Annotated in this window: 19 protein-coding genes and 1 tRNA gene; 19 read left to right on the top strand and 1 reads right to left on the bottom strand. The window is 59.7% G+C overall.

Going from position 1 to position 21,389, the window contains the following annotated elements:
• From DTF_RS0106315 to DTF_RS25265, 16 genes are all read left to right on the top strand, one after another.
• Positions 1–77: transfer RNA gene (locus DTF_RS0106315), tRNA-Met, on the top strand.
• Positions 78–151: 74 nt separating this feature from the next.
• Complete coding sequence (gene tilS / locus DTF_RS0106310; protein WP_027714643.1) at positions 152–1,519, top strand: tRNA lysidine(34) synthetase TilS; 1,368 nt, start codon at positions 152–154, stop codon at positions 1,517–1,519.
• A 99-nt stretch (positions 1,520–1,618) separates the two neighbouring features.
• Complete coding sequence (ftsH, locus tag DTF_RS0106305; protein ID WP_027714642.1) at positions 1,619–3,493, top strand: ATP-dependent zinc metalloprotease FtsH; 1,875 nt, start codon at positions 1,619–1,621, stop codon at positions 3,491–3,493.
• On the top strand, positions 3,494–4,705 hold the full coding sequence (gene folP, locus DTF_RS0106300) for a dihydropteroate synthase (RefSeq protein WP_027714641.1): 1,212 nt from the start codon (positions 3,494–3,496) through the stop codon (positions 4,703–4,705).
• Between the two features lie 134 nt (positions 4,706–4,839).
• Positions 4,840–5,628: a diadenylate cyclase CdaA gene (gene cdaA, locus DTF_RS0106295; RefSeq protein WP_155890732.1), complete on the top strand. Its 789-nt coding sequence runs from the start codon at positions 4,840–4,842 to the stop codon at positions 5,626–5,628.
• A 2-nt stretch (positions 5,629–5,630) separates the two neighbouring features.
• The gene (locus DTF_RS22210; RefSeq protein WP_051361007.1) at positions 5,631–6,314 is read left to right on the top strand and encodes a YbbR-like domain-containing protein; all 684 of its coding nucleotides are present in this window, start codon (positions 5,631–5,633) and stop codon (positions 6,312–6,314) included.
• Positions 6,314–7,684: a phosphoglucosamine mutase gene (gene glmM, locus DTF_RS0106285; RefSeq protein ID WP_027714639.1), complete on the top strand. Its 1,371-nt coding sequence runs from the start codon at positions 6,314–6,316 to the stop codon at positions 7,682–7,684. The genes DTF_RS22210 and glmM overlap by 1 nt, the downstream gene beginning before the upstream one ends.
• 2 nt (positions 7,685–7,686) lie before the next feature.
• Positions 7,687–8,406 carry a pyridoxine 5'-phosphate synthase gene (locus DTF_RS0106280; RefSeq protein ID WP_027714638.1) on the top strand — a complete coding sequence of 240 codons (720 nt, stop codon included), beginning with the start codon at positions 7,687–7,689 and terminating at the stop codon, positions 8,404–8,406.
• A 3-nt stretch (positions 8,407–8,409) separates the two neighbouring features.
• The gene (locus tag DTF_RS0106275) at positions 8,410–8,796 is read left to right on the top strand and encodes a holo-ACP synthase (protein ID WP_027714637.1); all 387 of its coding nucleotides are present in this window, start codon (positions 8,410–8,412) and stop codon (positions 8,794–8,796) included.
• Positions 8,793–10,379, top strand: a complete 1,587-nt coding sequence (locus DTF_RS0106270; protein ID WP_027714636.1) for a bifunctional ADP-dependent NAD(P)H-hydrate dehydratase/NAD(P)H-hydrate epimerase — start codon at positions 8,793–8,795, stop codon at positions 10,377–10,379. Before DTF_RS0106275 ends, DTF_RS0106270 begins: the two co-directional genes overlap by 4 nt.
• Positions 10,380–10,391: 12 nt before the next feature.
• Positions 10,392–10,841 carry a CBS domain-containing protein gene (locus tag DTF_RS0106265; protein ID WP_027714635.1) on the top strand — a complete coding sequence of 150 codons (450 nt, stop codon included), beginning with the start codon at positions 10,392–10,394 and terminating at the stop codon, positions 10,839–10,841.
• 3 nt (positions 10,842–10,844) lie between these two features.
• On the top strand, positions 10,845–11,336 hold the full coding sequence (gene tsaE / locus DTF_RS0106260; RefSeq protein ID WP_051361005.1) for a tRNA (adenosine(37)-N6)-threonylcarbamoyltransferase complex ATPase subunit type 1 TsaE: 492 nt from the start codon (positions 10,845–10,847) through the stop codon (positions 11,334–11,336).
• Positions 11,333–12,751, top strand: coding sequence for a dihydrolipoyl dehydrogenase (lpdA, locus tag DTF_RS22205; RefSeq protein WP_226989194.1), 1,419 nt, complete (start codon positions 11,333–11,335; stop codon positions 12,749–12,751). Before tsaE ends, lpdA begins: the two co-directional genes overlap by 4 nt.
• A 53-nt stretch (positions 12,752–12,804) precedes the next feature.
• Positions 12,805–14,037, top strand: coding sequence for an aspartate kinase (locus tag DTF_RS0106250; RefSeq protein ID WP_027714633.1), 1,233 nt, complete (start codon positions 12,805–12,807; stop codon positions 14,035–14,037).
• A 54-nt stretch (positions 14,038–14,091) separates the two neighbouring features.
• The gene (cimA, locus tag DTF_RS0106245; protein WP_027714632.1) at positions 14,092–15,663 is read left to right on the top strand and encodes a citramalate synthase; all 1,572 of its coding nucleotides are present in this window, start codon (positions 14,092–14,094) and stop codon (positions 15,661–15,663) included.
• Between the two features lie 3 nt (positions 15,664–15,666).
• A complete protein-coding gene (locus DTF_RS25265) occupies positions 15,667–16,218 on the top strand; it encodes a helix-hairpin-helix domain-containing protein (protein ID WP_027714631.1) in 552 nt (183 codons plus the stop codon).
• A 435-nt stretch (positions 16,219–16,653) separates the two neighbouring features.
• Here the strand turns inward: DTF_RS25265 and DTF_RS22195 are convergent, their stop codons facing one another.
• Positions 16,654–18,756 (bottom strand): 3-hydroxyacyl-CoA dehydrogenase NAD-binding domain-containing protein, encoded by a 2,103-nt coding sequence (locus tag DTF_RS22195; RefSeq protein ID WP_051361004.1) that lies wholly within the window; start codon positions 18,754–18,756, stop codon positions 16,654–16,656.
• Positions 18,757–18,891: 135 nt separating this feature from the next.
• Here DTF_RS22195 and pdhA point away from each other — a divergent pair, with 135 nt between their 5' ends.
• From pdhA to DTF_RS22190, 3 genes are all read left to right on the top strand, one after another.
• Positions 18,892–19,872 (top strand): pyruvate dehydrogenase (acetyl-transferring) E1 component subunit alpha, encoded by a 981-nt coding sequence (gene pdhA / locus DTF_RS0106230; RefSeq protein ID WP_035055949.1) that lies wholly within the window; start codon positions 18,892–18,894, stop codon positions 19,870–19,872.
• A gap of 138 nt (positions 19,873–20,010) precedes the next feature.
• Positions 20,011–20,982, top strand: a complete 972-nt coding sequence (locus tag DTF_RS0106225; RefSeq protein ID WP_027714629.1) for an alpha-ketoacid dehydrogenase subunit beta — start codon at positions 20,011–20,013, stop codon at positions 20,980–20,982.
• A gap of 101 nt (positions 20,983–21,083) precedes the next feature.
• The coding region (locus DTF_RS22190; RefSeq protein WP_155890739.1) for a biotin/lipoyl-containing protein at positions 21,084–21,389 on the top strand (306 nt) is incomplete at its 3' end.

The raw sequence follows: 21,389 nt of genomic DNA, 5'->3' as shown, positions 1-21,389 counted from the left end.
GGCGGTGTAGCTCAGTTGGTTAGAGCATGCGGCTCATATCCGCAGTGTCCGGAGTTCGAATCTCTGCACCGCCACCATTTTTCAGCGAAGCCCTCTCCGGTAGCCGGTGAGGGCTTCACTTTTTATAGCCGTCATGCCTGAGCCGAATGTCATGCACGATGCCTTCCGCAGAAACCTTGTCCATCTGGTGACACCCGGAGACCGGGTGCTGGTCGCCCTCTCGGGCGGGGCGGATTCGGTGGCGCTGCTGCATCTGCTGCACGGGCTGGCCCCCGCCTTTTCCTTCTCCCTGCATGCCGCCCACCTCGATCACGGAATGCGGCCGGAGAGTCCCCGGGACGCCGATTTCGTCGGCAAGCTTTGTGCTGAACTGGAGATCTCCCTGACCGTGGAGCGGATCGACATCCCCGCCCTGGCTGAAGATCGCCGGATGGGGATGGAGGAGGCGGGCAGGGAGGCGCGTCGGGACTTTTTGCGACGAACGGCAGCTGAACAGGGATGCCGGGTCATCTCCCTGGGGCATCACCGCGGCGACCAGGTCGAAACATTTCTTCACCGCCTTATCCGCGGCACCGCTCTTCCCGGACTGGCGGCCATGCGTCCGAAGAGCGGTCCCTTCATCCGTCCCCTCCTGTCCTTTTCCCGCGAGCAGATTCTGAAGTATCTGGCAGAGAGAGGCCTCACCCACATCGAGGATGCCAGCAACCGGGACCTCGCCTTCACGCGCAACCGTATCCGCCATGAACTCATTCCTCTTTTGCAGACCTTCAATCCCCGGGCCGAGGAGCATCTGGCCCGCCTCAGCGGGCGCATTGCCCTGGAGGAGGATTGCTGGCGAGCTGAGGAGGACCGCCTCCTGTCCGCCCTCGGCCGGCCTAGGGAAGGGGAGATCCGGCTCGACCGGGCCGGGCTGGCGGCCCTGCATCCCGCCCTGGGGGCGAGGGTGATCCGCCTGGCCCTGGAGAAGGTGCGCGGGGATCTGCGCGGAATCACCGCCGTGCATATCGAGGATGTCGGAAAGATGGTCACGGGAGGAAGATCCCAGGCGGAAATCCATCTGCCCGGGGCATGGGCGGCCTGCCGATATGAAAGCCTGTGGCTGCGCCAGGCGCCGCCGCCGACCCCCGTGCCGTTTGTATTCACCATCCCCGGTCCCGGTGAATATTCCCTGCCGGACGGCCGCCGGCTGCTGGTCGAGCTGGTGGAGGAACCGCGGGGGGAGACCTTGGCGGCCGTGGAGTTCGATGCGTCGGCCGTCGACTTTCCTCTGGCGGTGCGATCCTTCCGTCCCGGCGACCGGTTCCGTCCTGCCGGAATGGAAGGAAGGAAGAAGTTGAAGGATTTCTTCATTGACGCTCGAATCGAAAGGGAATTCCGCGGCCGTCTCCCCCTGGTGGAAGCCGGCGAAATTCTATGGGTGGCCGGGGTACGCCGCTGCTCCGGGCGTCTTCCGGCTCATGGAAAAACGGTATTGAGGCTGACCATTTCGCCCTCACATTCGTCGACTATTCGCTTGTGAAATCACAGGGTTTATGTTAGATTCTCGAAGGATTCGGGCGGTGGATTCCTCTTTTTGCGCCGCCCGTCGATCCAAAACAAAACGAGTTTAGGGGGTACAGTGAATCAGTTCTATAAAAATCTCGCACTCTGGCTGGTCATCTCTCTGGTGATGATCCTGCTTTTCAATATGATGACCCAGAAAGAACAGGAGTCCAAGCCGATCACCTATACGGCCTTCCTGGAAGCCGTGGAAGAGGGTAGCGTCCAGGAAGTGACGGTGCAGGGATCCAATATCAATGGCCAATTCAAGGATGAGACCCGGTTTACGACCTACGCGCCAGACGACCCAAACCTGGTTAGCGAGCTGCGCCAGAAAGGGGTCGTGATCCAGGCCAAGCCTGAAGAGGACCGCAGCTTCTGGTTTACCATGCTGGTCTCCTGGGGACCGATCCTGCTGCTGATCGGCGTGTGGATCTTCTTCATGCGGCAGATGCAGTCCGGCGGCGGCAAGGCGATGAGCTTCGGCAAGAGCAAGGCCAAGCTCCTTTCCGAAACTTCGGCCCAAGTCACCTTCAAGGATGTGGCGGGGATCGACGAGGCCAAGGACGAGCTGGAAGAGATCGTCTCTTATCTCAAGGACCCCAAGAAGTTTTCCCGTCTCGGCGGACGCATCCCCAAGGGGGTGTTGCTGGTCGGCTCCCCCGGCACCGGCAAGACCCTGCTGGCCCGCGCCATCGCCGGCGAAGCCGGAGTCCCGTTCTTCTCCATCTCCGGTTCCGATTTCGTCGAAATGTTCGTCGGGGTAGGCGCGAGCCGTGTCCGTGATCTCTTCGTACAGGGAAAGAAGAACGCTCCCTGCATCATCTTCATCGACGAAATCGACGCCGTCGGCCGCCATCGGGGTGCCGGCCTGGGTGGCGGGCATGACGAGCGGGAGCAGACTCTCAACCAGCTGCTGGTGGAGATGGACGGTTTCGAGTCCAACGAGGGCGTGATCCTGATCGCCGCCACCAACCGGCCCGACGTTCTCGATCCGGCACTGCTGCGGCCGGGACGCTTCGACCGGCAGGTTGTCGTCCCCCGACCCGACGTCAAGGGACGCACCAAGATCCTCAACGTGCACGCCCGCAAGGTTCCCCTCGCACCGGACGTCAACATGGAGGTGGTCGCCAAGGGAACGCCCGGCTTCTCCGGCGCAGACCTGGCCAACCTGATCAACGAGGCAGCCCTGCTTGCGGCCCGGGCCGATAAGAACCAGGTCAGCATGGCGGATCTGGAAATGGCCAAGGACAAGGTGCTGATGGGGGCCGAGCGGCGCTCCATGGTCATCACTGAAGAGGAAAAGAAGGTCACCGCCTATCATGAGGCGGGCCATGTCCTGGTGGCGCTGTTCATCCCCGGCGCCGATCCGGTGCACAAGGTCTCCATCATTCCCCGCGGCCGGGCCATGGGGGTGACCATGTATCTGCCCGAAGAGGAAAAATACAACGAGACGCGGGAGGGTCTGCATACCCGCATCTGCACCCTGCTCGGCGGCCGGGTCGCCGAGGAATTATCTTTTTCGACCATCACCAGTGGTGCCAGCAACGACATCGAGCGAGCCTCGGCCATCGCCCGCAAGATGGTCTGCGAGTGGGGGATGAGCGAGAAGATAGGGCCGCTCGCCTTTGGCGAGAAGGAAGGGGAAGTTTTCCTTGGTCGCGACATGGGCCATATGAAGAACTACAGCGAGGCGACCGCTGTCGAAATCGACAACGAGATCAGGAGCATCATCCACGTCAACTATGAGCGGACCCGCAAAATACTCTCCGAAAACCGTGAGCACTTGATCACTGTGGCCGAGGCCCTGCTGGAGCGGGAAAACCTCGACGGCGCCGAGATCCGCACCATGGTTTTCGGTGCGGCGGCCCCCCCGCCCCACGTCGGAGAAGCCGAGACGGTCGCCCCCGGCGAGGGACCCTGTATCGAAGACGCCGTCCGTCCCGGGGAATAGATGCCCTTCGCACCGCGCCTGCTGATGGTTGAGGATGAGGCCGAAGCCCGTCGGGAAATTCTGTGTGTCGGCGCCGACCCCGTCGGCGTCGAACGGATGGCGGCCAAAATGGTGCGGAGGCTGGTCAAGCTGACCGGCGTCCCTTGCCGCTCCGCCAACATCCTTAAACAGGAGATGCTCGCGCTGGGAGGAGACGCGGCGGTCGCACGCGGCAGCGTATCCTGCGCCGTCGCCGAAACGGACGTCATTCTCATCGGTTCCCTCAAAAAGCTGCGAATGCTGTGTCGCCGCCTCACCAGTCAGCCTTTCGGTCTGGCGGACCTTTCCGGCCAGCTCGAAGGACTCCTGCGGAACCTCGATCAGCCGGTGCGGACCCTTGCCGGGCGCAACTGCCGGCTGGAGCTCAATCGGCCGCTGATCATGGGGGTGCTCAACGTCACTCCGGACTCCTTTTCCGATGGGGGACGATTCGATTCCTTGGAGAAAGCCCTGCAGAGAGGGCGGGAGATGGCCCGGGAAGGGGCCGACATCATCGATGTCGGAGGTGAAACCACCCGCCCTGGAGCCGCCGCCGTTTCGACCCAGATCGAGCTGGATCGAGTGGCGCCGGTCATCGAAGGGCTGCGTCGGGAACTCGATCTCCCTCTGTCCGTCGACACCAATAAGGCGGCTGTGGCCAGGGCGGCCGCAGTCCTTGGAGCCGACTTCATCAACGACATCAGCGGCTTGCGCTTCGATCCCGAGATGGCTGAGGCAGCCGCCGAAACCGGTGCGGGATTGTTTCTGATGCACACCCGGGGGCGTCCGGAGGAGATGCAGAGGGATACCCGCTATCGTGACATGGTCGGTGAGATTATCGCCTACCTGCGCGGGAGCGTCGATGCCGCACTGGCCGCCGGAGTCTCCCCGGAGAAGCTGGCGGTGGACCCGGGGATCGGTTTCGGCAAGAGCCCGGAGGGGAATCTAGAAATCCTGAGGCGCCTGCGGGAATTCCAGACACTCGGCTATCCTCTTCTTCTGGGCACCTCGCGCAAGGGCTTCATCGGAAAGGTCCTGAATCAGCCGGTTCCGGAGATGAGGCTGTACGGAACGCTGGCAACCGTCGCTCTGGGTGTGGAGAGGGGCGCGGGAATTTTTCGGGTTCACGACGTGCGGCCTGCCAGAGAAACTGCATTAATGGCCTGGGCCGTTTGTCGCGGGGAAATGCCCTGAATCCGTGAGGAGTGAAGAGTCAGGAGTGCCTCACCCCTCACGCCTCACCTGCCGGCATCTGCAATACCGCATAATCAAGGAATGACGGCAGAATCACGGAATCAGTAAGTACTTTTATTTCAGACCGGTGGGGTATGGGCGGAATTTTCGACGTTTTAAAAAATTTCAGATGGCTGCTCGACCTGCTCGACGTCGCCCTCGTCGCCTTTATCATCTACCGGATCATTCTGCTTATCAAGGGAACACGAGCCGTCCAGATGCTTCTGGGTCTGGCGGTTATTCTCATCGTCTATGTTGCTTCTCAGGTCGGCGGTCTCTGGACGCTTCATTGGCTGCTCGACAATTTTCTCTCTTCAATCATTCTTGTCATCGTCGTCATTTTTCAGAACGACATCCGCCGCGCCCTGATGCACGTGGGGAAAAATCCATTTTTTGCCGATCTCTCCTACCGGGAGGAAACGGAAATCATGGAAGAACTGGTCAAGGCCTGTGTCAATATGGCCAGTAAACGCATCGGTGCGCTGATCGTCATTGAACGGGAGACGGGTCTTAAGGATTTTCTCGAGGTGGGGGTGGAAATCGATTCCAAGGTATCCAGCGACCTGATCGCTTCCATTTTCCTTCCCTATTCGCCCCTCCATGACGGGGCCCTCATCATACAGCAGGGCCGACTCAAAAAAGCCGGCTGTTTTCTGCCGCTTTCACGCAATCCCGACATCAGCAAAGCCCTTGGAACCCGTCACCGTGCCGCCATCGGCCTGACCGAACTGGTGGATGCGGTGGCCATCGTCGTTTCCGAAGAAACCGGCAAGATCTCGGTCGTGGTGGGCGGACGCATCACCCGCGATCTTGATTCATCCTCCCTGAAGCGGGTTCTCAAGCGGCTGCTTGAACCTCGCACGGATAAAAAGAAGAAACGGTAGCCATGTTAGAAAGACTGACGGAAAACTGGGTGCTGAAGGTACTCTCCCTCGTTTTTGCTCTTGTCCTGTGGTTTTTCGTCATGGGGGAGCGGAAACTGGAGGTGGGCTATGCCGTTCCTCTGGAACTGCAGAACGTCCCCGACGGGATGATCGTGACCAATGAGGTTCCGTCCCTGGTGGATGTGCGCATCAGCGGTCCGCGCACCCTGCTGGTGAACCTGCGACCCACGGACGTCCATATTTCCGTCGACCTCAAGGGATTGCAGCCGGGGCTCACCTCCTTCAAGCGCCTGGAGGAGCGCCTCAATATTCCCAGTGGACTGAAGGTTACCCGTCTCTCGCCTTCCTTTGTCGACGTGAAACTGGAGCGGATCAGAGAGAAGACGGTTCCCGTGAAAGTACTGCTCAACGGAACGCCGGCCGAAGGTTTCCGGATCGCCGAAGTCCGGACTGAGCCTGACCAGGTGACTGTGGAAGGGGCCGAGGGAGAACTGAAGGATATTCATGAAGCTGTAACGGAACCGGTGGATGCGGAGGGTGTCAGGGAAAGCTTCACCCTGATGGCGCCCCTCAATTACCGGGGGAAATACACGACGATTAAAGGGCAGGGGGCGGTGGAAGTCAAAGTTGAGATCGAACCGCTGGAATCGCCCGCTGAAGAGGAGAAAGGCAGGAATAATCAGTGATGAAGAAGAAACTTTTCGGCACGGACGGAGTCCGGGGGGTGGCCAACATCTATCCCATGACGACCGAAATGGCCATGCAGCTGGGGCGCGCCGTCGCTTATACATTCAAGGGAGGAAATCGGCGCCACCGCATTGTAATAGGTAAGGACACCCGGCTTTCAGGCTATATGATAGAGAATGCCCTGGCGGCCGGGATCTGCTCCATGGGGGTCGATGTTCTGCTGGTTGGACCTCTTCCGACCCCGGGGATCGCTTTCATCACCGCCTCCATGAGGGCCGACGCCGGAGTGGTGATTTCCGCTTCTCATAATCCCTATCAGGACAACGGAATCAAGTTTTTCTCGGCCGACGGGTTCAAGCTCCCTGACGATCTGGAACTCAAGATCGAGGAGCTGATCTTCTCCAAAAAGATCGACTCCCTGCGTCCCATCGCCTCGGAGGTCGGCAAAGCCTTCCGTATCGATGACGCCCGCGGCCGCTATGTGGTCTTCCTCAAGCACTCCTTCCCCCGGGACCTCGACCTCAAGGGACTCAAGATCGTTCTCGACTGCGCCAACGGCGCGGCCTACAAGGCGGCCCCCGCTGTATTGGAAGAGCTCGGGGCCGAGATCATTCCTTTGGGAATTTCCCCCAACGGCACCAACATCAACGCCGGCTGCGGCTCCCTTCACCCAGAGATCATGTCCGAGGCGGTCAAGGAGCATCGGGCCGACCTGGGAATCGCCCTAGACGGCGACGCCGACCGGGTCATTTTTGTCGACGAATTCGGCAACGAGGTGGACGGCGACCATATCATGGCCATCTGCGCGACCCATCTGCTCCAGAAGAAAAAGCTGGCCAAAAACACCCTGGTGACGACCGTCATGAGCAATATGGGTCTCGATATCGCCGTGCGCCAGGCCGGCGGCAAAGTAGTCAAAACGGCGGTCGGAGACCGCTACGTGGTGGAGGAAATGCGACGGCACGGCTATACTCTGGGGGGAGAGCAGTCGGGGCACATGATCTTCCTCGATCACAATACCACCGGTGACGGCATGATTTCCGCTCTACAGGTTCTGGCAATCATGCGTCGCACAGGCAAGACCTTGTCGGAACTGGCCAAGGTGATGATTGCCCTCCCCCAGGTCCTGCTCAACGTTCGTGTGGCGGAGCGAAAGGAAATCAGTGAGGTCCCCGAGGTGCAGAAGGTCATCGCCGCAGCTGAGCAGAAGCTGGGGGATACCGGCCGCGTTCTGATCCGCTACTCGGGAACGGAACCGCTGCTGCGCATCATGCTGGAGGGACAGGATAAATACCAGATCACGGAAATGGCCAATGAAATCGGGATGGCCATGGAAAAGGGCCTGGGCGGGCATAAGGAGGACCTGTAGCCGTGGCCAAGCTGGGAGTCAATATTGACCACGTCGCCACCGTCCGCCAGGCCCGGGGTGTTGCCGAGCCGGACCCCGTCACGGCAGCCGCTCTGGCCGAGCTTGCCGGCGCCGACGGCATCACCGTGCATCTGCGGGAAGATCGGCGCCATATTCAGGACCGGGACGTGGAGCTTCTGCGCAGAACGGTCGGCACCCGTCTCAATCTGGAGATGGCCGCCACCGACGAAATGGTCGGCATCGCCCTCAAGCTTCTCCCCGACTGCGTCACCCTGGTCCCCGAGAAGCGTGAAGAGCTGACCACCGAGGGTGGGCTGGACGTGATCCGTTACCGATCCTCGCTCAAGGACCCTGTCGAACTGCTTCGGCAGGGAGGGATAACCGTCAGCCTTTTCGTCGATCCCGACCTCGAGCAGATCAAGGCCGCACGCCGCCTGGGCGCCGACTATATCGAGATTCACACCGGAGCCTACTGCGAGGCCAGGGACCCGGGATCTCGCCGCATAGAACTAGAAAAAATCGACAATGCGGTCCGAGCCGGGCGCAAGCTCGGTCTGGGGGTCAACGCCGGGCACGGACTCAACTATCAGAACGTCAGGGAGGTGGTCGCTCTGGGTGGAATAGAAGAATTCAACATCGGCCACAGCATCGTGTCCCGGGCCGTTCTGGTGGGGATGGAACGGGCCGTGCGCGAGATGGCGGCGCTGGTCCGAGGAGGCTGAGGCTTGTCATCCGTCGCCGGGGTGGGAATCGATCTCGCCCGCATCGAACGTTTCCGCCGGCTGCTCGCCCGGGAGAAGAAGGGGGTCATCGACCGGATCTTCACCGTCGGTGAAAAAGTGTATTCTCTGGCCAAAAAGGATCCGGCCCCTTATCTGGCCGTCCGCTTCGCCGCCAAGGAGGCTTTTCTCAAGGCCCTTGGACTGGGCCTGCGTCAGGGGATTTCCTGGCAGGATATGGATGTGATCAAGGACGGACTGGGATGCCCCTCCCTGAGGCTTTCCGGCCGAGCTGCGGAAATCGTCCGGGAGCGGGGAGTGACGGCGGTCCATCTTTCCTACAGTCATGACGGGGATTACGGCGTGGCGACGGTGGTTCTGGAGAAGTCATGAAGCTGGTCAGCGCCAGGGAAATGCGTGAAATCGACCGCCGGACCATCGAGGAAATCGGCATTCCCGGAGTCGTGCTGATGGAAAATGCCGGGCGCGCCGCCGCCGACCGGCTTTGCCGCTGTTTTCCCTCCCTGCATCCAGGTCCCGTCCTGGTGCTGGCCGGCAAAGGAAACAACGGCGGCGACGGCTACGTAATCGCCCGTTATCTCCTCAACCGGGGATGGCGGGTCCGGACGGTGGTGACGGCCGCGGCCGAGGCGATCGGCGGAGACGCCGGCATCCATCTGCAGGCCCTGCGCCGCAGTGGGGCGGAAGTGACCTTCGCCGCCGACTCCAAGGCGTTGACCCGGGCTCTGTCAGGGGACCGTGACGCCGCCCTGATCGTCGATGCCCTCCTGGGGACGGGGCTGGCCTCCGAGGTTCGCGGTCTCTGTGCCGAAGCCATCGACTGGATCAACGATGCGTCGGCGCCGGTTATGGCCGTGGACATACCCTCGGGAATCGACGCCTCCACCGGGGAGATCCTGGGCCGGGCGGTTCGCGCCGATCTGACGGTAACCTTCGCCCTGCCCAAGATCGGGCACGCGGTACACCCGGGGGTGGCTATGAGCGGCCTTCTGGAGACCGTCGATATCGGGATTCCGGCCTCTCTTCTGCGACAGGCGGGCGCCGATCATGTGCTGGTGGATGCGGATGCAGCCGCAGAACTTCTGCCTATCCGTTCATCGACCGGGCATAAAGGGACCTTCGGCCATCTCCTGGTGGTCGCCGGGTCCATCGGCAAGACGGGGGCCGCCGCGATGACCGCCGAGGGCGGCCTGCGGGCAGGCTCGGGTCTGGTCACCGTCGGCTGCCCGGCGGCGGTCCAGGATGTTCTGGCGGTCAAGCTCACAGAGGCCATGACCGCGCCCCTCCCCGGAATGGAAGGAGCCCTGAGCCTGCAGGGGCTCGGCGACATCGAGTCCCTCCTGGAGGGGAAGGATGCACTCGCCCTGGGGCCGGGGCTGGGACAAACGGAAGAAGTCCGGAATCTGGTGCGTCGACTGGTCGGAAGCTGCCCGGTGCCCCTGGTACTCGACGCCGACGGGTTGAACTCCATCGCCGAGCGACCTGATGTTCTGCTGGAGAGGGTCGGTGCAGCGGCCGTTCTGACTCCCCATCCCGGGGAGATGGCGCGGCTGACCGGCAGGACGGTGGCCGAGATCGAGTCGGACCGCATCGGCACTGCCCGAAACTTCGCCCGTCAATACCAGGTCGTCCTGCTTCTCAAGGGCGCCCGCACGGTGGTCGCCCTCCCCGACGGTCGGGTGCGGATCAACGGCAGCGGAAATCCCGGACTCGCCTCCGGCGGGATGGGCGACGTGCTCACCGGTATGATCGGAGCATTCCTTGCCCAGGGCCTGCCGCCGGGAGATGCAGCCATTCTTGGAGCGTACCTCCATGGCCGTGCCGCCGACCGCCTCCTGGAGCGTCTCGGCGATGCCGGCATGATCGCCTCCGATCTGCTGGCTGAGATCCCCGCAACCCGGAGGGAGCTGGCCATGATGCAGGGGCCTGGGCCCTGCCCCAATAGATCCACTTGAAAGGAAACTGTTATGCTGAGAGCCAAGGATATCATGACCCGCACGGTCCATTCGGTGACCGCCGATACTGATGTGGAAGAGTTGGCCCGTCTCTTTGTGACCAAGGGGGTGAGCGCCATGCCCGTCCTCGATGAAGCGGGCCGCCTGGAGGGGGTCGTCACGGAAACCGATCTGGTGGAGCAGGACAAGCCACTTCATATTCCGACCGTGATCTCTATTTTCGACTGGGTTCTTTATCTGGAAAGTGAAAAAAACTTCCGTGAAGAAGTCGAGAAGATCACCGCCCGGAAAGTGGGGGATATATGTACTCGGGAAGTGGTCACCTGCACGCCCGACACCCCGGTGAGCGAAATCGCCTCGCTGATGATCGAAAAAAAGGCTCACCTGATCCCCGTGGTCGAAGAGAAGAAGGTGGTTGGAGTGGTTGCCCGCCTCGATATCATCCGTTCCATGGGACAGTAGATCGTGCGGGAGTGGATCGTCACCACCTCTTCGCCTGATGAAACCAGGGAGTTGGGACGATTGCTCGGCGGGATCATCGCCGATCCGATGGCCGTCCTGCTGTCGGGAGAACTGGGAGCGGGCAAGACCTGCCTCACCCAGGGGCTGGCAATCGGTCTCGGGATCCCCGCCGGTGAGCCCGTCACCAGCCCCTCCTATACCCTGATGAATCATTACCGCGGACGGCTGGAGCTCTACCATTTCGATCTGTACCGTCTTTCCGATCCCGACGAGCTGGTCGATATCGATTTCGACGGCTATATTAACGGAAGCGGGGTGACGGTGGTGGAATGGGCCGACCGGTTTCCCGGCCTGGAGGCCGAGGGCCTTCGGGTTGAGATCTCCTACGGAGAAGCCGAAGGCCGAACGGTGCTGTTTCGGGCCCGGGGGGAATATGGTGAAGAAGTGCTGGCGCATCTTGCCCGCCGATGGCGGGAGAAGGGGGAGTTCTCATGATCGAGTTCGATATAGCGGTCATCGGAGGCGGCCCCGGCGGATACGTCGCGGCCATTCGGGCGGCCCAGCAGGGCGCCTGCGTATGTCTCATAGAGAGGGACAAGGTGGGGGGGACCTGCCTCAATCGGGGGTGCATTCCGACCAAGGCCCTGTACAGCACCGCGTTGCTGCTCCAGAGAATCAAGAATTCAGCCTCCCATGGCATCCGTGCGGAGAATCTCGACTTTGATTTCGCTCAGGCCGCCCGGCGCAAGGACGAGGTGGTCGAGAAGCTGGTCGGCGGGGTGGAACAGCTTCTCAAAGGGAACGGTGTCGACATCTTTCGGGGCGAGGCCTCCCTGGAGGGGACAGGAAAGGTGAAAATCCGTAGCAAGGACGTGGTCGGCCATATCCGGGCCAAGAACATCATTCTGGCGACGGGGTCCGTGGTGGCTCGTCCTGAAACCCTACCCATCGACGGGAAAAATGTTTTGACCAGTAATGAAATTCTTGCTATTAAAGAGCTTCCCAAGAGCCTGCTGGTCATCGGCGGCGGCTATATAGGCTGCGAATTCGCCAGTATTTTTTCCGCCATGGGCACTGAAGTGACCATTGTGGAGCAGCTTCCCGCCATCCTCGCCCGCAGCGATCGGCAGGCGGTGCGGGAAGTGGAAAAAACCCTGAAGGAACAGGGGGTGACCATCCATACCGGCACCTCGGTCGAAGCACTTGAGACGGCTGAAGGAAAGGTGACTGCCCGCATCTCCGGAGGCCGGGAGCTGTCCGTCGAAAAGGTGCTGGTCGCGGTGGGGCGGGTGCCCAATACCGAAGGACTGGGGCTGGAGGAGGCCGGTGTCAGGACCGAGAGGGGGGCTGTGGTGGTGGATGAGGGAATGCGCACCTCGGCCGAGGGAATCTTTGCCATCGGCGACGTCACCAACATCATTCAGCTCGCCCATGTCGCCTCCTATCAGGGCGGTATCGCCGTGGCAAATGCCCTGGGCGGGGATCGCCGAGCCGATTACCGCGTTGTTCCCAGCACCATATTCACCCTGCCGGAGATCGGGCAGGTCGGTTTGACAGAAGAGGACTGCAAGGAGAAGGGGCTGGAGGTCAAGGTCGGCCGCTTTTCCTACCAGGCGTCGAGCAAGGCGCTCTGCGACGGGGAGCCGAGAGGCCTAGTCAAGGTGGTTGCGGCCAAGGAGGACGGCACGATCCTCGGCGCTTCCATTGTCGGGGAGGAAGCATCGGCCCTGATCGCGGAAGTGGCGGTGGCCATGCAGGAGAAGATGAGCGCCGCCCGACTCGGGGAAGTCATCCACTCTCATCCCACCCTCCCGGAGATGATCATGGAGGCGGCCGAGGATGTCGGCGACTCTGCCGTTCACAAGCCCGGCCGCGGTGGAAGAAAAACCGAACGCGTCAACAAAGCTTAGAATTCAAGCGTCCTTACGGCCGCTTTTTACAGCAAAAGGAGGCATAGGTAATTATGGCCCTGGTTGTGCAGAAATATGGTGGAACTTCGGTGGGGACCATCGAGAAGATCCGCAATGTTGCCCGTCGGGTCGCCAGGACCTACGACGACGGCAACGATGTGGTGGTGATCGTCTCCGCCATGGCCGGCGAAACCAACAAGCTGGTCGCCCTGGCCAACGAGATCTGCGAGTTTCCCAGCGAACGGGAATACGACGTCCTGGTCGCCACCGGCGAGCAGGTGACGATCGCCCTCTTGTCCATGTGCCTGCAGTCGATGGGGTACAAGGCCAAGAGCTACCTCGGTCATCAAATTCCGATTCTTACCGACAGCTCCTACTCCAAAGCCCGCATCGAGAAGATCGAGGACAAGAAAATCCGTGAGGACCTGAAGAACGGCACCATCATCGTGGTCGCCGGGTTCCAGGGCACGGACAAGGAGGGGAACGTCACCACCCTCGGCCGCGGCGGATCCGATACTTCGGCGGTGGCGGTGGCTGCCGGTCTCAAGGCCGATGTCTGCGAGATCTACACCGATGTCGACGGGGTCTATACCACCGACCCGCGGATGGTTCCCGAGGCGTCCAAGATCGAGAAGATCTCCTATGACGAGATGCTGGAGATGGCATCCCTCGGGGCCAAAGTGCTGCAGATCCGTTCGGTGGAATTTGCCAAGAAATACGACGTGGTGGTTCATGTCCGTTCGAGTTTCAACGACAATCCAGGGACCCTGGTGATGAAGGAGGATGCTGATATGGAGACCGTTCTGGTTTCGGGGATTACCTACAACAAAGATGAAGCTAAAATCTCAGTGATGCGCGTACCCGACAAGCCGGGGATCGCCTCCAAGCTATTCTCGCCCCTGTCCCATGCCAATATCACCGTGGACATGATCATTCAGAACGTTTCCCACGAAGGGTATACCGACCTGACTTTCACGGTCCCCCGGTCGGATTTCAAAAAAGCTCTCAAGATCGTCGAAGAGACGGCCTCCCAGATTGGAGCCGGCGGCGTCGCTTCCGACGAGAATATCGCCAAGGTCTCTATTGTCGGCGTCGGCATGCGCTCCCATTCGGGCATCGCCAGCAAGATGTTCCAGACTCTCTCGCAGGAAGGCATCAACATACAGATGATCTCGACCAGCGAGATCAAGGTCTCCTGCGTCGTCGACTCCAAGTACACGGAACTGGCGGTGCGGGTTCTCCACGATGCTTTCGGACTCTCCAGAAAGGACGTGAAGGCGGAATAATCCGCGACGCGTGGGCGCGTTACGCGTGATATGCATCATATCGAGGATGAGGGAATGAGTCTGATCAAGCTGTACGATACGACACTGAGGGACGGCACCCAGGCAGAGGATGTTTCTTTTCTTGTGGCGGATAAGATCCGCATCGCCCAGAAGCTGGATGAACTGGGGATTCATTACATCGAGGGAGGTTGGCCCGGCTCAAATCCAAAGGATATCGCCTTCTTCAAGGACATCAAAAAGGTTTCCCTGTCGCAGGCGAAGATCGCCGCCTTCGGCTCCACCCGTCGGGCTAAAACGACTCCAGCCAGGGACAACAACATCCAGACTCTCATCCAGGCTGAGCCGGACGTGGTCACCATTTTCGGCAAGACTTGGGACTTCCATGTATTCGAGGCGCTGCGCATCAGTCTGGAAGAGAACCTTGAGCTCATCTACGATTCCCTCGCCTATCTCAAGGAACAGGTCGGCGAAGTGATCTACGATGCCGAGCATTTCTTCGACGGGTACCGGGCCAACCCCGAGTACGCGCTCAAGACCCTTCAGGCAGCCCAGGAGGCCGGGGCGGACTGCATCGTTCTGTGCGACACAAACGGCGGCACTCTGCCGCACCAGATCCCGAGCATCCTTGACGAGGTGAAGAAGGCGGTGTCCACCCCGCTGGGGATTCACACTCACAACGACAGCGAATGTGCGGTGGCCAATTCCCTGGTGGCGGTGGAAAACGGCATCGTCCACGTTCAGGGGACGATAAACGGTTTCGGCGAGCGGTGCGGCAACGCCAATCTCTGCTCCATCATCCCATCGCTGCGCCTCAAGATGGAACGGGAATGCGTCGATGACGGGCAGCTGAAAAGATTGCGCGAGGTTTCCCGCTATATCTACGAACTGGCCAACCTTGTACCCAACAAACACCAGGCCTACGTCGGAAATTCCGCTTTCGCCCACAAGGGGGGAGTGCACGTCTCCGCCATCCAGCGCCATCCCGAAACGTACGAACACATCCGGCCGGAACGGGTGGGCAATATCACCCGGGTGCTCGTCTCCGATCTCTCCGGACGATCCAACATTCTTGCCAAGGCCGAGCAGTTCAACATCAATCTTGACAGCAAGGACCCGGTCACCCTGGAGATCCTCGAGGAAATCAAGGAGATGGAGAACAAGGGTTATCAATTCGAAGGGGCGGAGGCCTCCTTCGAACTGCTCATGCGCCGGGCTCTGGGAACCATGCGCCATTTTTTCTCGGTGATCGGATTCAGAGTCATCGACACCAAGAGGCATGAAGACGAAAAACCGATCTCCGAGGCCACCATACAGGTCAAGGTGGGAGGGAAAATCGAACACACCGCCGCCGATGGCAATGGGCCTGTCAATGCCCTGGATAATGCACTGCGCAAGGCGCTGGAAAGCTTTTATCCCCAGATCAGGGAAGTGCGGCTGCTCGACTACAAGGTTCGGGTTCTTCCAGCCGGCAAGGGGACGGCCTCGATCACTCGGGTGCTGATCGAATCGGGGGACAAGGCTTCCCGCTGGGGAACGGTGGGGGTGAGCGATAACATCATCGATGCCTCGTACCATGCCCTTGTGGATGCTCTGCAGTACAAACTGCTCAAGGATCAGGAACGGTAGCCGGTGCGCTCTCCGCGAGGAGCTGGTTTACTTGTTCTAGTCCTGCTCGCCGGTTACGCGGTCTTCTACAGCCGGGCGGTCCTCCACGACGGAGGACCCCCGGCTTTTTTCGTGGAAAGTCGGCCGGAAGTTGCGGTGGTCCTGGGGGAAGGATTTCCGGCTCCCGGTCTTCATCAATTTTCTGACGGTACCTCCCTGGAAGACGTCATTAAATTGACTGGGCTGGGATTGGCTCCCTCTCTGGCGGAAGATCCGCGAATACACCTCCCCCTTCGTCCCGGTGAATTCGTGGATATTCTCGTAGACGAGTCCCAAGTGGTTGAAATGAAACGAAAGTGGCTTCCGGCATTGCAACGCATGGCCCTCGGGATAGCACTCCACCCTGACTGCATGAACTATGACGACTGGCAGGCCCTATCCGGAGTCGGTCCCCGGTTGGCGGAGAGAATCGAAGATGACCGTCAACAAAATGGCGATTTTGGCTCGCTGGACGGGTTGAAAAGGGTGCGGGGGATCGGTCCGCGAAGCATTGAAGGCTGGAGAAATTTTTTTTAGCCCACCACTCCATTTCCGCAAGTACTTGAAATATGGCCTTAAACTCAATATTGAAAGGATTTTGTGACTGTTTTTCTCCTCTTTTTCGGCAAAGATGGCACGACTGGTGAAATACGTAGGATCTAACCAACGCGGTCACCAAGTCTTACAAACATAGGCAAAGGGGGAAAAACATGAAGTGTCCGAAATGCAAAGGGAGAATGTACGCTGAGAAGTTCTATGATTTCGTCCGTTCATTCGACGCTTGGAAATGTTGCTCCTGCGGAGAGGTACTTGACCCTACCATTCTGGCTAACCGGGCCAGAAACCACAACGTTTTCCTTGGCTGATGTCACGACGGAATCAAACTCTCAAGGGCCGGAGAGATCATCTCTCCGGCCCTTTTTATATGGTGCGGTCCGAACCACCAAATGGGCTGCAAATGGGGAGCCCGGATCATCGATAAAAATTTTTGCGCTCCTTGATGTAGGTGCAGGGCTCGTAACGTCTGCCGGCATCCGCCGAGATCTCCTCCAGTTCACCGACCAGTTTTGAAAGCCCTTCGGCATCCGCCCAGCGGCAGAGCCCTCCACGAAAAGGAGGAAATCCGGCACCGAAAACCATGCCGGTATCGACGTCTTCAGGGGTACTCACAACCTTCTCTTCCAGGCAGCGGCCAGCCTCGTTGACCATGAGCAGAAGAAGCTTTCGCATATCGAATGCCGTGGCGTCGCGGAGCTTGCACAATCCGAGCTCCCGGTCGACGCTGCGGTTTGGCTTCGGTTTTTCTCCCTGCACGTGAAGATAGAAGCCTCTGCCCGCTTTTTTCCCCCGCAATCCGCTTGAAACGATTCTTGGGAGCAGAGGGCTCTCCGGCAGGTAGGAAAATGCCTTGCTGAGGGTTTTTGCCACCTCGGTGGCGATATCGATGCCGACTTCGTCAATCAAGCGGAACGGACCCATCGGCAGTCCGAACTCTACGGCCTTCTTGTCGAGGGATTGCCAGTCGACCCCGGCGGCCGCGATGAGGCAGGCTTCGTTGAGATAGGCGACCAGCAATCGGTTCACCAGGAACCCGGGACGATCCGCAACAATAATAGGAGTTTTCACAAGGCGGCGGGCCGCCTCGAAAAGGGTCGCCGCAGTCAGATCGGAAGTCAGATCGCCGCGGATGATTTCCACCAGCGGCATGCGGTGCACCGGATTGAAGAAATGCATGCCGCCCACGTTGCCTGGGCGGCGAGCCGAACCCTGCAATTCGCTTACGGAAAGGGCGGACGTGTTCGTGGCAAAGACGGCGCTTTCCGGCAGGTGCGCCTCGACCTCCTGAAGCACAGACTGTTTCACCTCCATCTTTTCCACGACAGCTTCCACTACCAGATCCACCTCGTGGAATCCTTCGTAACTGGTCGTTCCGGTGATTTTCTCCATTTTACCGGACACCGCCTTTTGGTCTTTTCTCTTCCTGGACATCTCTTTGCCGAAAATCCGGCGCGCATGTTCAAGGCCCGCTTCAACCGCTTCCGGGCGGATATCCTTCAGAAGGACGGGTATCCCTTTATCGGCAAGCAACTGGGCGATGCCGCCGCCCATTGTTCCGGCTCCCAGCACCGCCGCTTTCCGCAGCGGCCGGGCTTCCACCGGCAAATCCGGACCTTTGGATGGGCGCTGGGAGAGGAAATAAACATGGATGAGATTTTTGCACTCAGGCGTGACGACCAGACGGCCCAGTTCAATCGCCTCCAGTTCAAGTCCTTTCGGAAGGGAGAGGGACAACCCTTTCCGCATCACCTCGACGATTGCCGGAGGTGACGGATAATGCCCCCCGGACTTCTGCCGGGCGCTCTTGAGCGCCCTGTTGAAAAGAAGGGTCCGGCCGATGGCATTTTTCTCGAGCATCCACCGGCGCAAGTCCCTGACTTTACTCTTCCGGGCCGCAAGGAGATGCCGCTTGTCGAGCACGGCCTCACGGGCGAGAATAAGGGCGTCATCGAGAAGGCCCTTCGATGCGGCCACCCGATCGATAAGGCCGATCTCATAAGCATCCTCCGCACTAACCTTGCGGCCTGTAAGAATCATCTCCAGGGCTTTTTCAATCGAGATGAGCCGCGGGAGGCGCTGGGTTCCACCGAAACCGGGCAGGATGCCGAGCCTGACCTCGGGCAGGGCGATTGTCGAATCCGGAGCGGCGATGCGGTAGCCGCAGGCCAGGGCGAATTCGGTGCCGCCCCCCATGCAGTGGCCGTGAATCGCCGCCACGACCGGGAAGGGAAGACCGGCCCACAAGCCGAATATCCGCTGACCCTCACGGGCGAGGTCGGCTCCTTCGGCAGCATCGGTGACGCGCTGGATCTCACGGATGTCGGCACCGGCAATGAAGCCCCCGGATTTAGCGCTGAGAACCACGGCCGCCGTGGGTCGCTTCTGTTCAAGCAGCTGTGCAGTGCTCTCCAACTCCCGGAGAAAGGCGGACGTCAGGATGTTCACCTTTTCATCCGGCGAATCAAGCGTGACAACGGCCACCCCTTGATGAATTTCGCAGCGAACGGCAGTGCTCATGAGACCTCCCCGGGAAAATTCTTATTAAAGGATACCCCTTCAAAGGCAGGAGACAAGCTTGCCAAGCCCTTAATCGTTGATAGTATTTATACCCGAATGCCAAAGTGGAAGCTTCATACAAAGAGGGAAGAAAACATGAAGCTGAAGAAGGAACTGGAACTCCTGGATGCTCGTGAACTGCTGGAGATGTACCGGGACATGGTGCGGATCCGGGAATTCGAGGAAGCCTGTCCCAAATTGTACAGCCAGGGGAAAATGGGGGGATTTCTCCACCTGTACAGCGGTCAGGAAGCGGTCGGGGTCGGAGTCGCCCACGCCATGCACAAGGATGATTACATGATTTGTGCTTACCGGGAGCATGGTCTTGCCCTGGCCAAGGGGATCCCTCCCGGACCCGTTATGGCCGAACTTTTCGGCAAGGCCACCGGGGTGAGCAAAGGCAAAGGGGGATCGATGCACATGTACGATGCCGAACTGCGCTTCATGGGCGGTTACGGCATCGTAGGCGGACACCTCCCCCTTTCCGTTGGGATCGGCCAGGCCATTCTCTATCGCGAAACCGACGAGGTGGTGGTCTGCCTGTTTGGAGACGGAGCGACCAATCAGGGGGTTTTTCACGAAGCCATGAATATGGCGGCCCTGTACAAGGTGCCGGTCGTCTTTGTCTGCGAAAACAACGGCTACGGAATAGGGACCAGTGTTTCCCGGGCGAGTTCCGTCGAGCAATTATATAAAAAGAGCTGCGCCTACGAGACCCCTGGACTCAAGGTCGACGGCATGGATGTGCTCGAGGTGTATGAAACCGTACGCACTGCGGTACAAAAGGCTCGCGAGGGAGGAGGACCGACCTATATCGAAGCGGTCACCTACCGTTTCCGCGGTCACTCCATCTCCGATCCCGGAACGTATCGGAGCGAGCAGGAAAAGAAAATCTGGCGAGAACGGGACCCGATCCCAAACTTTGCAGAATGGCTGCTCAATGAAGGGCATACAGACCGCGGGGAAATCGAAAATATAGAAAACGAGGAGAAGAAGCGGATTGAGGAAGCCATTCGCTTTGCCGAGGAAAGTCCGGACCCCGACTCCGAGGAGCTTTGGACCGACGTCTATGCCTGAAAGGCCTTCTCACGCAAAGGCGCAAAGAGAACCTCTAATGCTTCTGACTTCTTTGCCGCACTTTGCGCCTTGAGTGAGCGAAGCGAGCGGGCGTTGAAACGAGTTTGTCCTGATTCCGTTTATTCCAAGGAGTTTTTTATGCCTGAAATAACCTGTCGCGAGGCTTTGAACCAGGCGTTGCGCGAGGAGATGGATCGCGATCCTTCCGTTTTCATTCTTGGCGAAGATGTAGGGCTGTATGAGGGATCATTCAAGGTCACTCGCGGTCTTCTTGCCAGATTCGGCGAAAAACGGGTGATCGATACACCGATCTCCGAGGCTGGAATTATCGGCATGGCCTGCGGGTCGGCAATGACGGGTCTGAGACCCATTGCCGAATTGATGACAGTCAACTTCGCGATCGTGGCCATGGACCAGATCATGAACAACGTGGCGGTGGCCCGCTACATGTTCGGCGGCCAGTGCAGCGTCCCTCTGGTCATCCGCGCTCCGGGGGGAGCCGGTCACCAGCTTGGCGCTCAGCACTCCCATACTCTCGATTCCATGTTCATGCATTGTCCTGGACTGCGGGTCGTCATCCCGTCATTCCCCGCTGATGCCAAGGGGCTGCTCAAAAGCGCAATCCGCTCAGATGATCCGGTCATGTTTCTAGAGCATGAAGGCCTTTACGCCATGAAGGGCGAGGTTCCCGAGGGCGAGTTCACGATTCCTCTGGGGGCGGCGGATATCAAAAGAGAGGGGCGCCACGTTACCCTGATCGCCGTATCGCGCATGGTCTACGTCTGTCTCGAAGCGGCGCAGGCTCTGGCGAAGGAGGGAATCGAGACAGAGGTGATCGATCTGAGGGGTCTGAATCCTCTGGACATGGCGACCGTTCTGAAATCGGTGCGTAAAACCCATCGGGCGATAACGGTGGAGGAATCCTGGCTGACCGGCGGGTGGGGCGGCGAAATTGCCGCGCGCATCATGGAGGAGGCCTTTGACGATCTCGATGCCCCCGTGCTGCGTGTGGGCGGAGTCGACGTGCCGATGCCGTACAGCAAGCACTTAGAGAAGGCCGCCATTCCCAATGCAGGGGGGGTGGTGGCGAGGGTGATGGAGATACTCTAGGGGGTTCAGGCCTCCCCCTCGATTGAGGATCGGCGGTCTCAGGCACGCCATACAGATCCGGTCCGACAGAATGAATGGAATGCAAAGGAGTCAGGATTCCCATGCCGACAGAGATTACCATGCCCAAGCTGAGCGACACCATGGAAGAGGGAACCATCCTCAAGTGGCGTATCAAGGAAGGGGACAAGGTTGCCAAAGGAAACATCATTGCCGAAGTCGAGACGGACAAGGCCACCATGGAGATGGAAGCCTTTGAGGTTGGGGTGGTGACTGCACTCAAGGTTGATGAGGGAGAAACGGTGCCGGTTGGAACGGTAATCGCCATTTTAGAAGCTGAGGGGGGGAAAGCCGGGAAAGCGGCTGAAGAAGAGCCGGCAGAAAAACCCGTTAAAGCGGCCGAGGAAGAA

Source organism: Desulfuromonas sp. TF (assembly GCF_000472285.1).
GTDB lineage: Bacteria > Desulfobacterota > Desulfuromonadia > Desulfuromonadales > ATBO01 > ATBO01.
This window is presented reverse-complemented; position numbering and strand designations above follow the sequence as displayed.

Coding starts and splice junctions, on each gene's coding strand:
- tilS (WP_027714643.1), top strand. CDS start 152: ATGCACGATGCCTTCCGCAGAAACCTTGTCCATCTGGTGACACCCGGA.
- folP (WP_027714641.1), top strand. CDS start 3,494: ATGCCCTTCGCACCGCGCCTGCTGATGGTTGAGGATGAGGCCGAAGCC.
- cdaA (WP_155890732.1), top strand. CDS start 4,840: ATGGGCGGAATTTTCGACGTTTTAAAAAATTTCAGATGGCTGCTCGAC.
- DTF_RS22210 (WP_051361007.1), top strand. CDS start 5,631: ATGTTAGAAAGACTGACGGAAAACTGGGTGCTGAAGGTACTCTCCCTC.
- glmM (WP_027714639.1), top strand. CDS start 6,314: ATGAAGAAGAAACTTTTCGGCACGGACGGAGTCCGGGGGGTGGCCAAC.
- DTF_RS0106270 (WP_027714636.1), top strand. CDS start 8,793: ATGAAGCTGGTCAGCGCCAGGGAAATGCGTGAAATCGACCGCCGGACC.
- DTF_RS0106265 (WP_027714635.1), top strand. CDS start 10,392: ATGCTGAGAGCCAAGGATATCATGACCCGCACGGTCCATTCGGTGACC.
- lpdA (WP_226989194.1), top strand. CDS start 11,333: ATGATCGAGTTCGATATAGCGGTCATCGGAGGCGGCCCCGGCGGATAC.
- DTF_RS0106250 (WP_027714633.1), top strand. CDS start 12,805: ATGGCCCTGGTTGTGCAGAAATATGGTGGAACTTCGGTGGGGACCATC.
- cimA (WP_027714632.1), top strand. CDS start 14,092: ATGAGTCTGATCAAGCTGTACGATACGACACTGAGGGACGGCACCCAG.
- DTF_RS22195 (WP_051361004.1), bottom strand. CDS start 18,756: ATGAGCACTGCCGTTCGCTGCGAAATTCATCAAGGGGTGGCCGTTGTC.
- pdhA (WP_035055949.1), top strand. CDS start 18,892: ATGAAGCTGAAGAAGGAACTGGAACTCCTGGATGCTCGTGAACTGCTG.
- DTF_RS0106225 (WP_027714629.1), top strand. CDS start 20,011: ATGCCTGAAATAACCTGTCGCGAGGCTTTGAACCAGGCGTTGCGCGAG.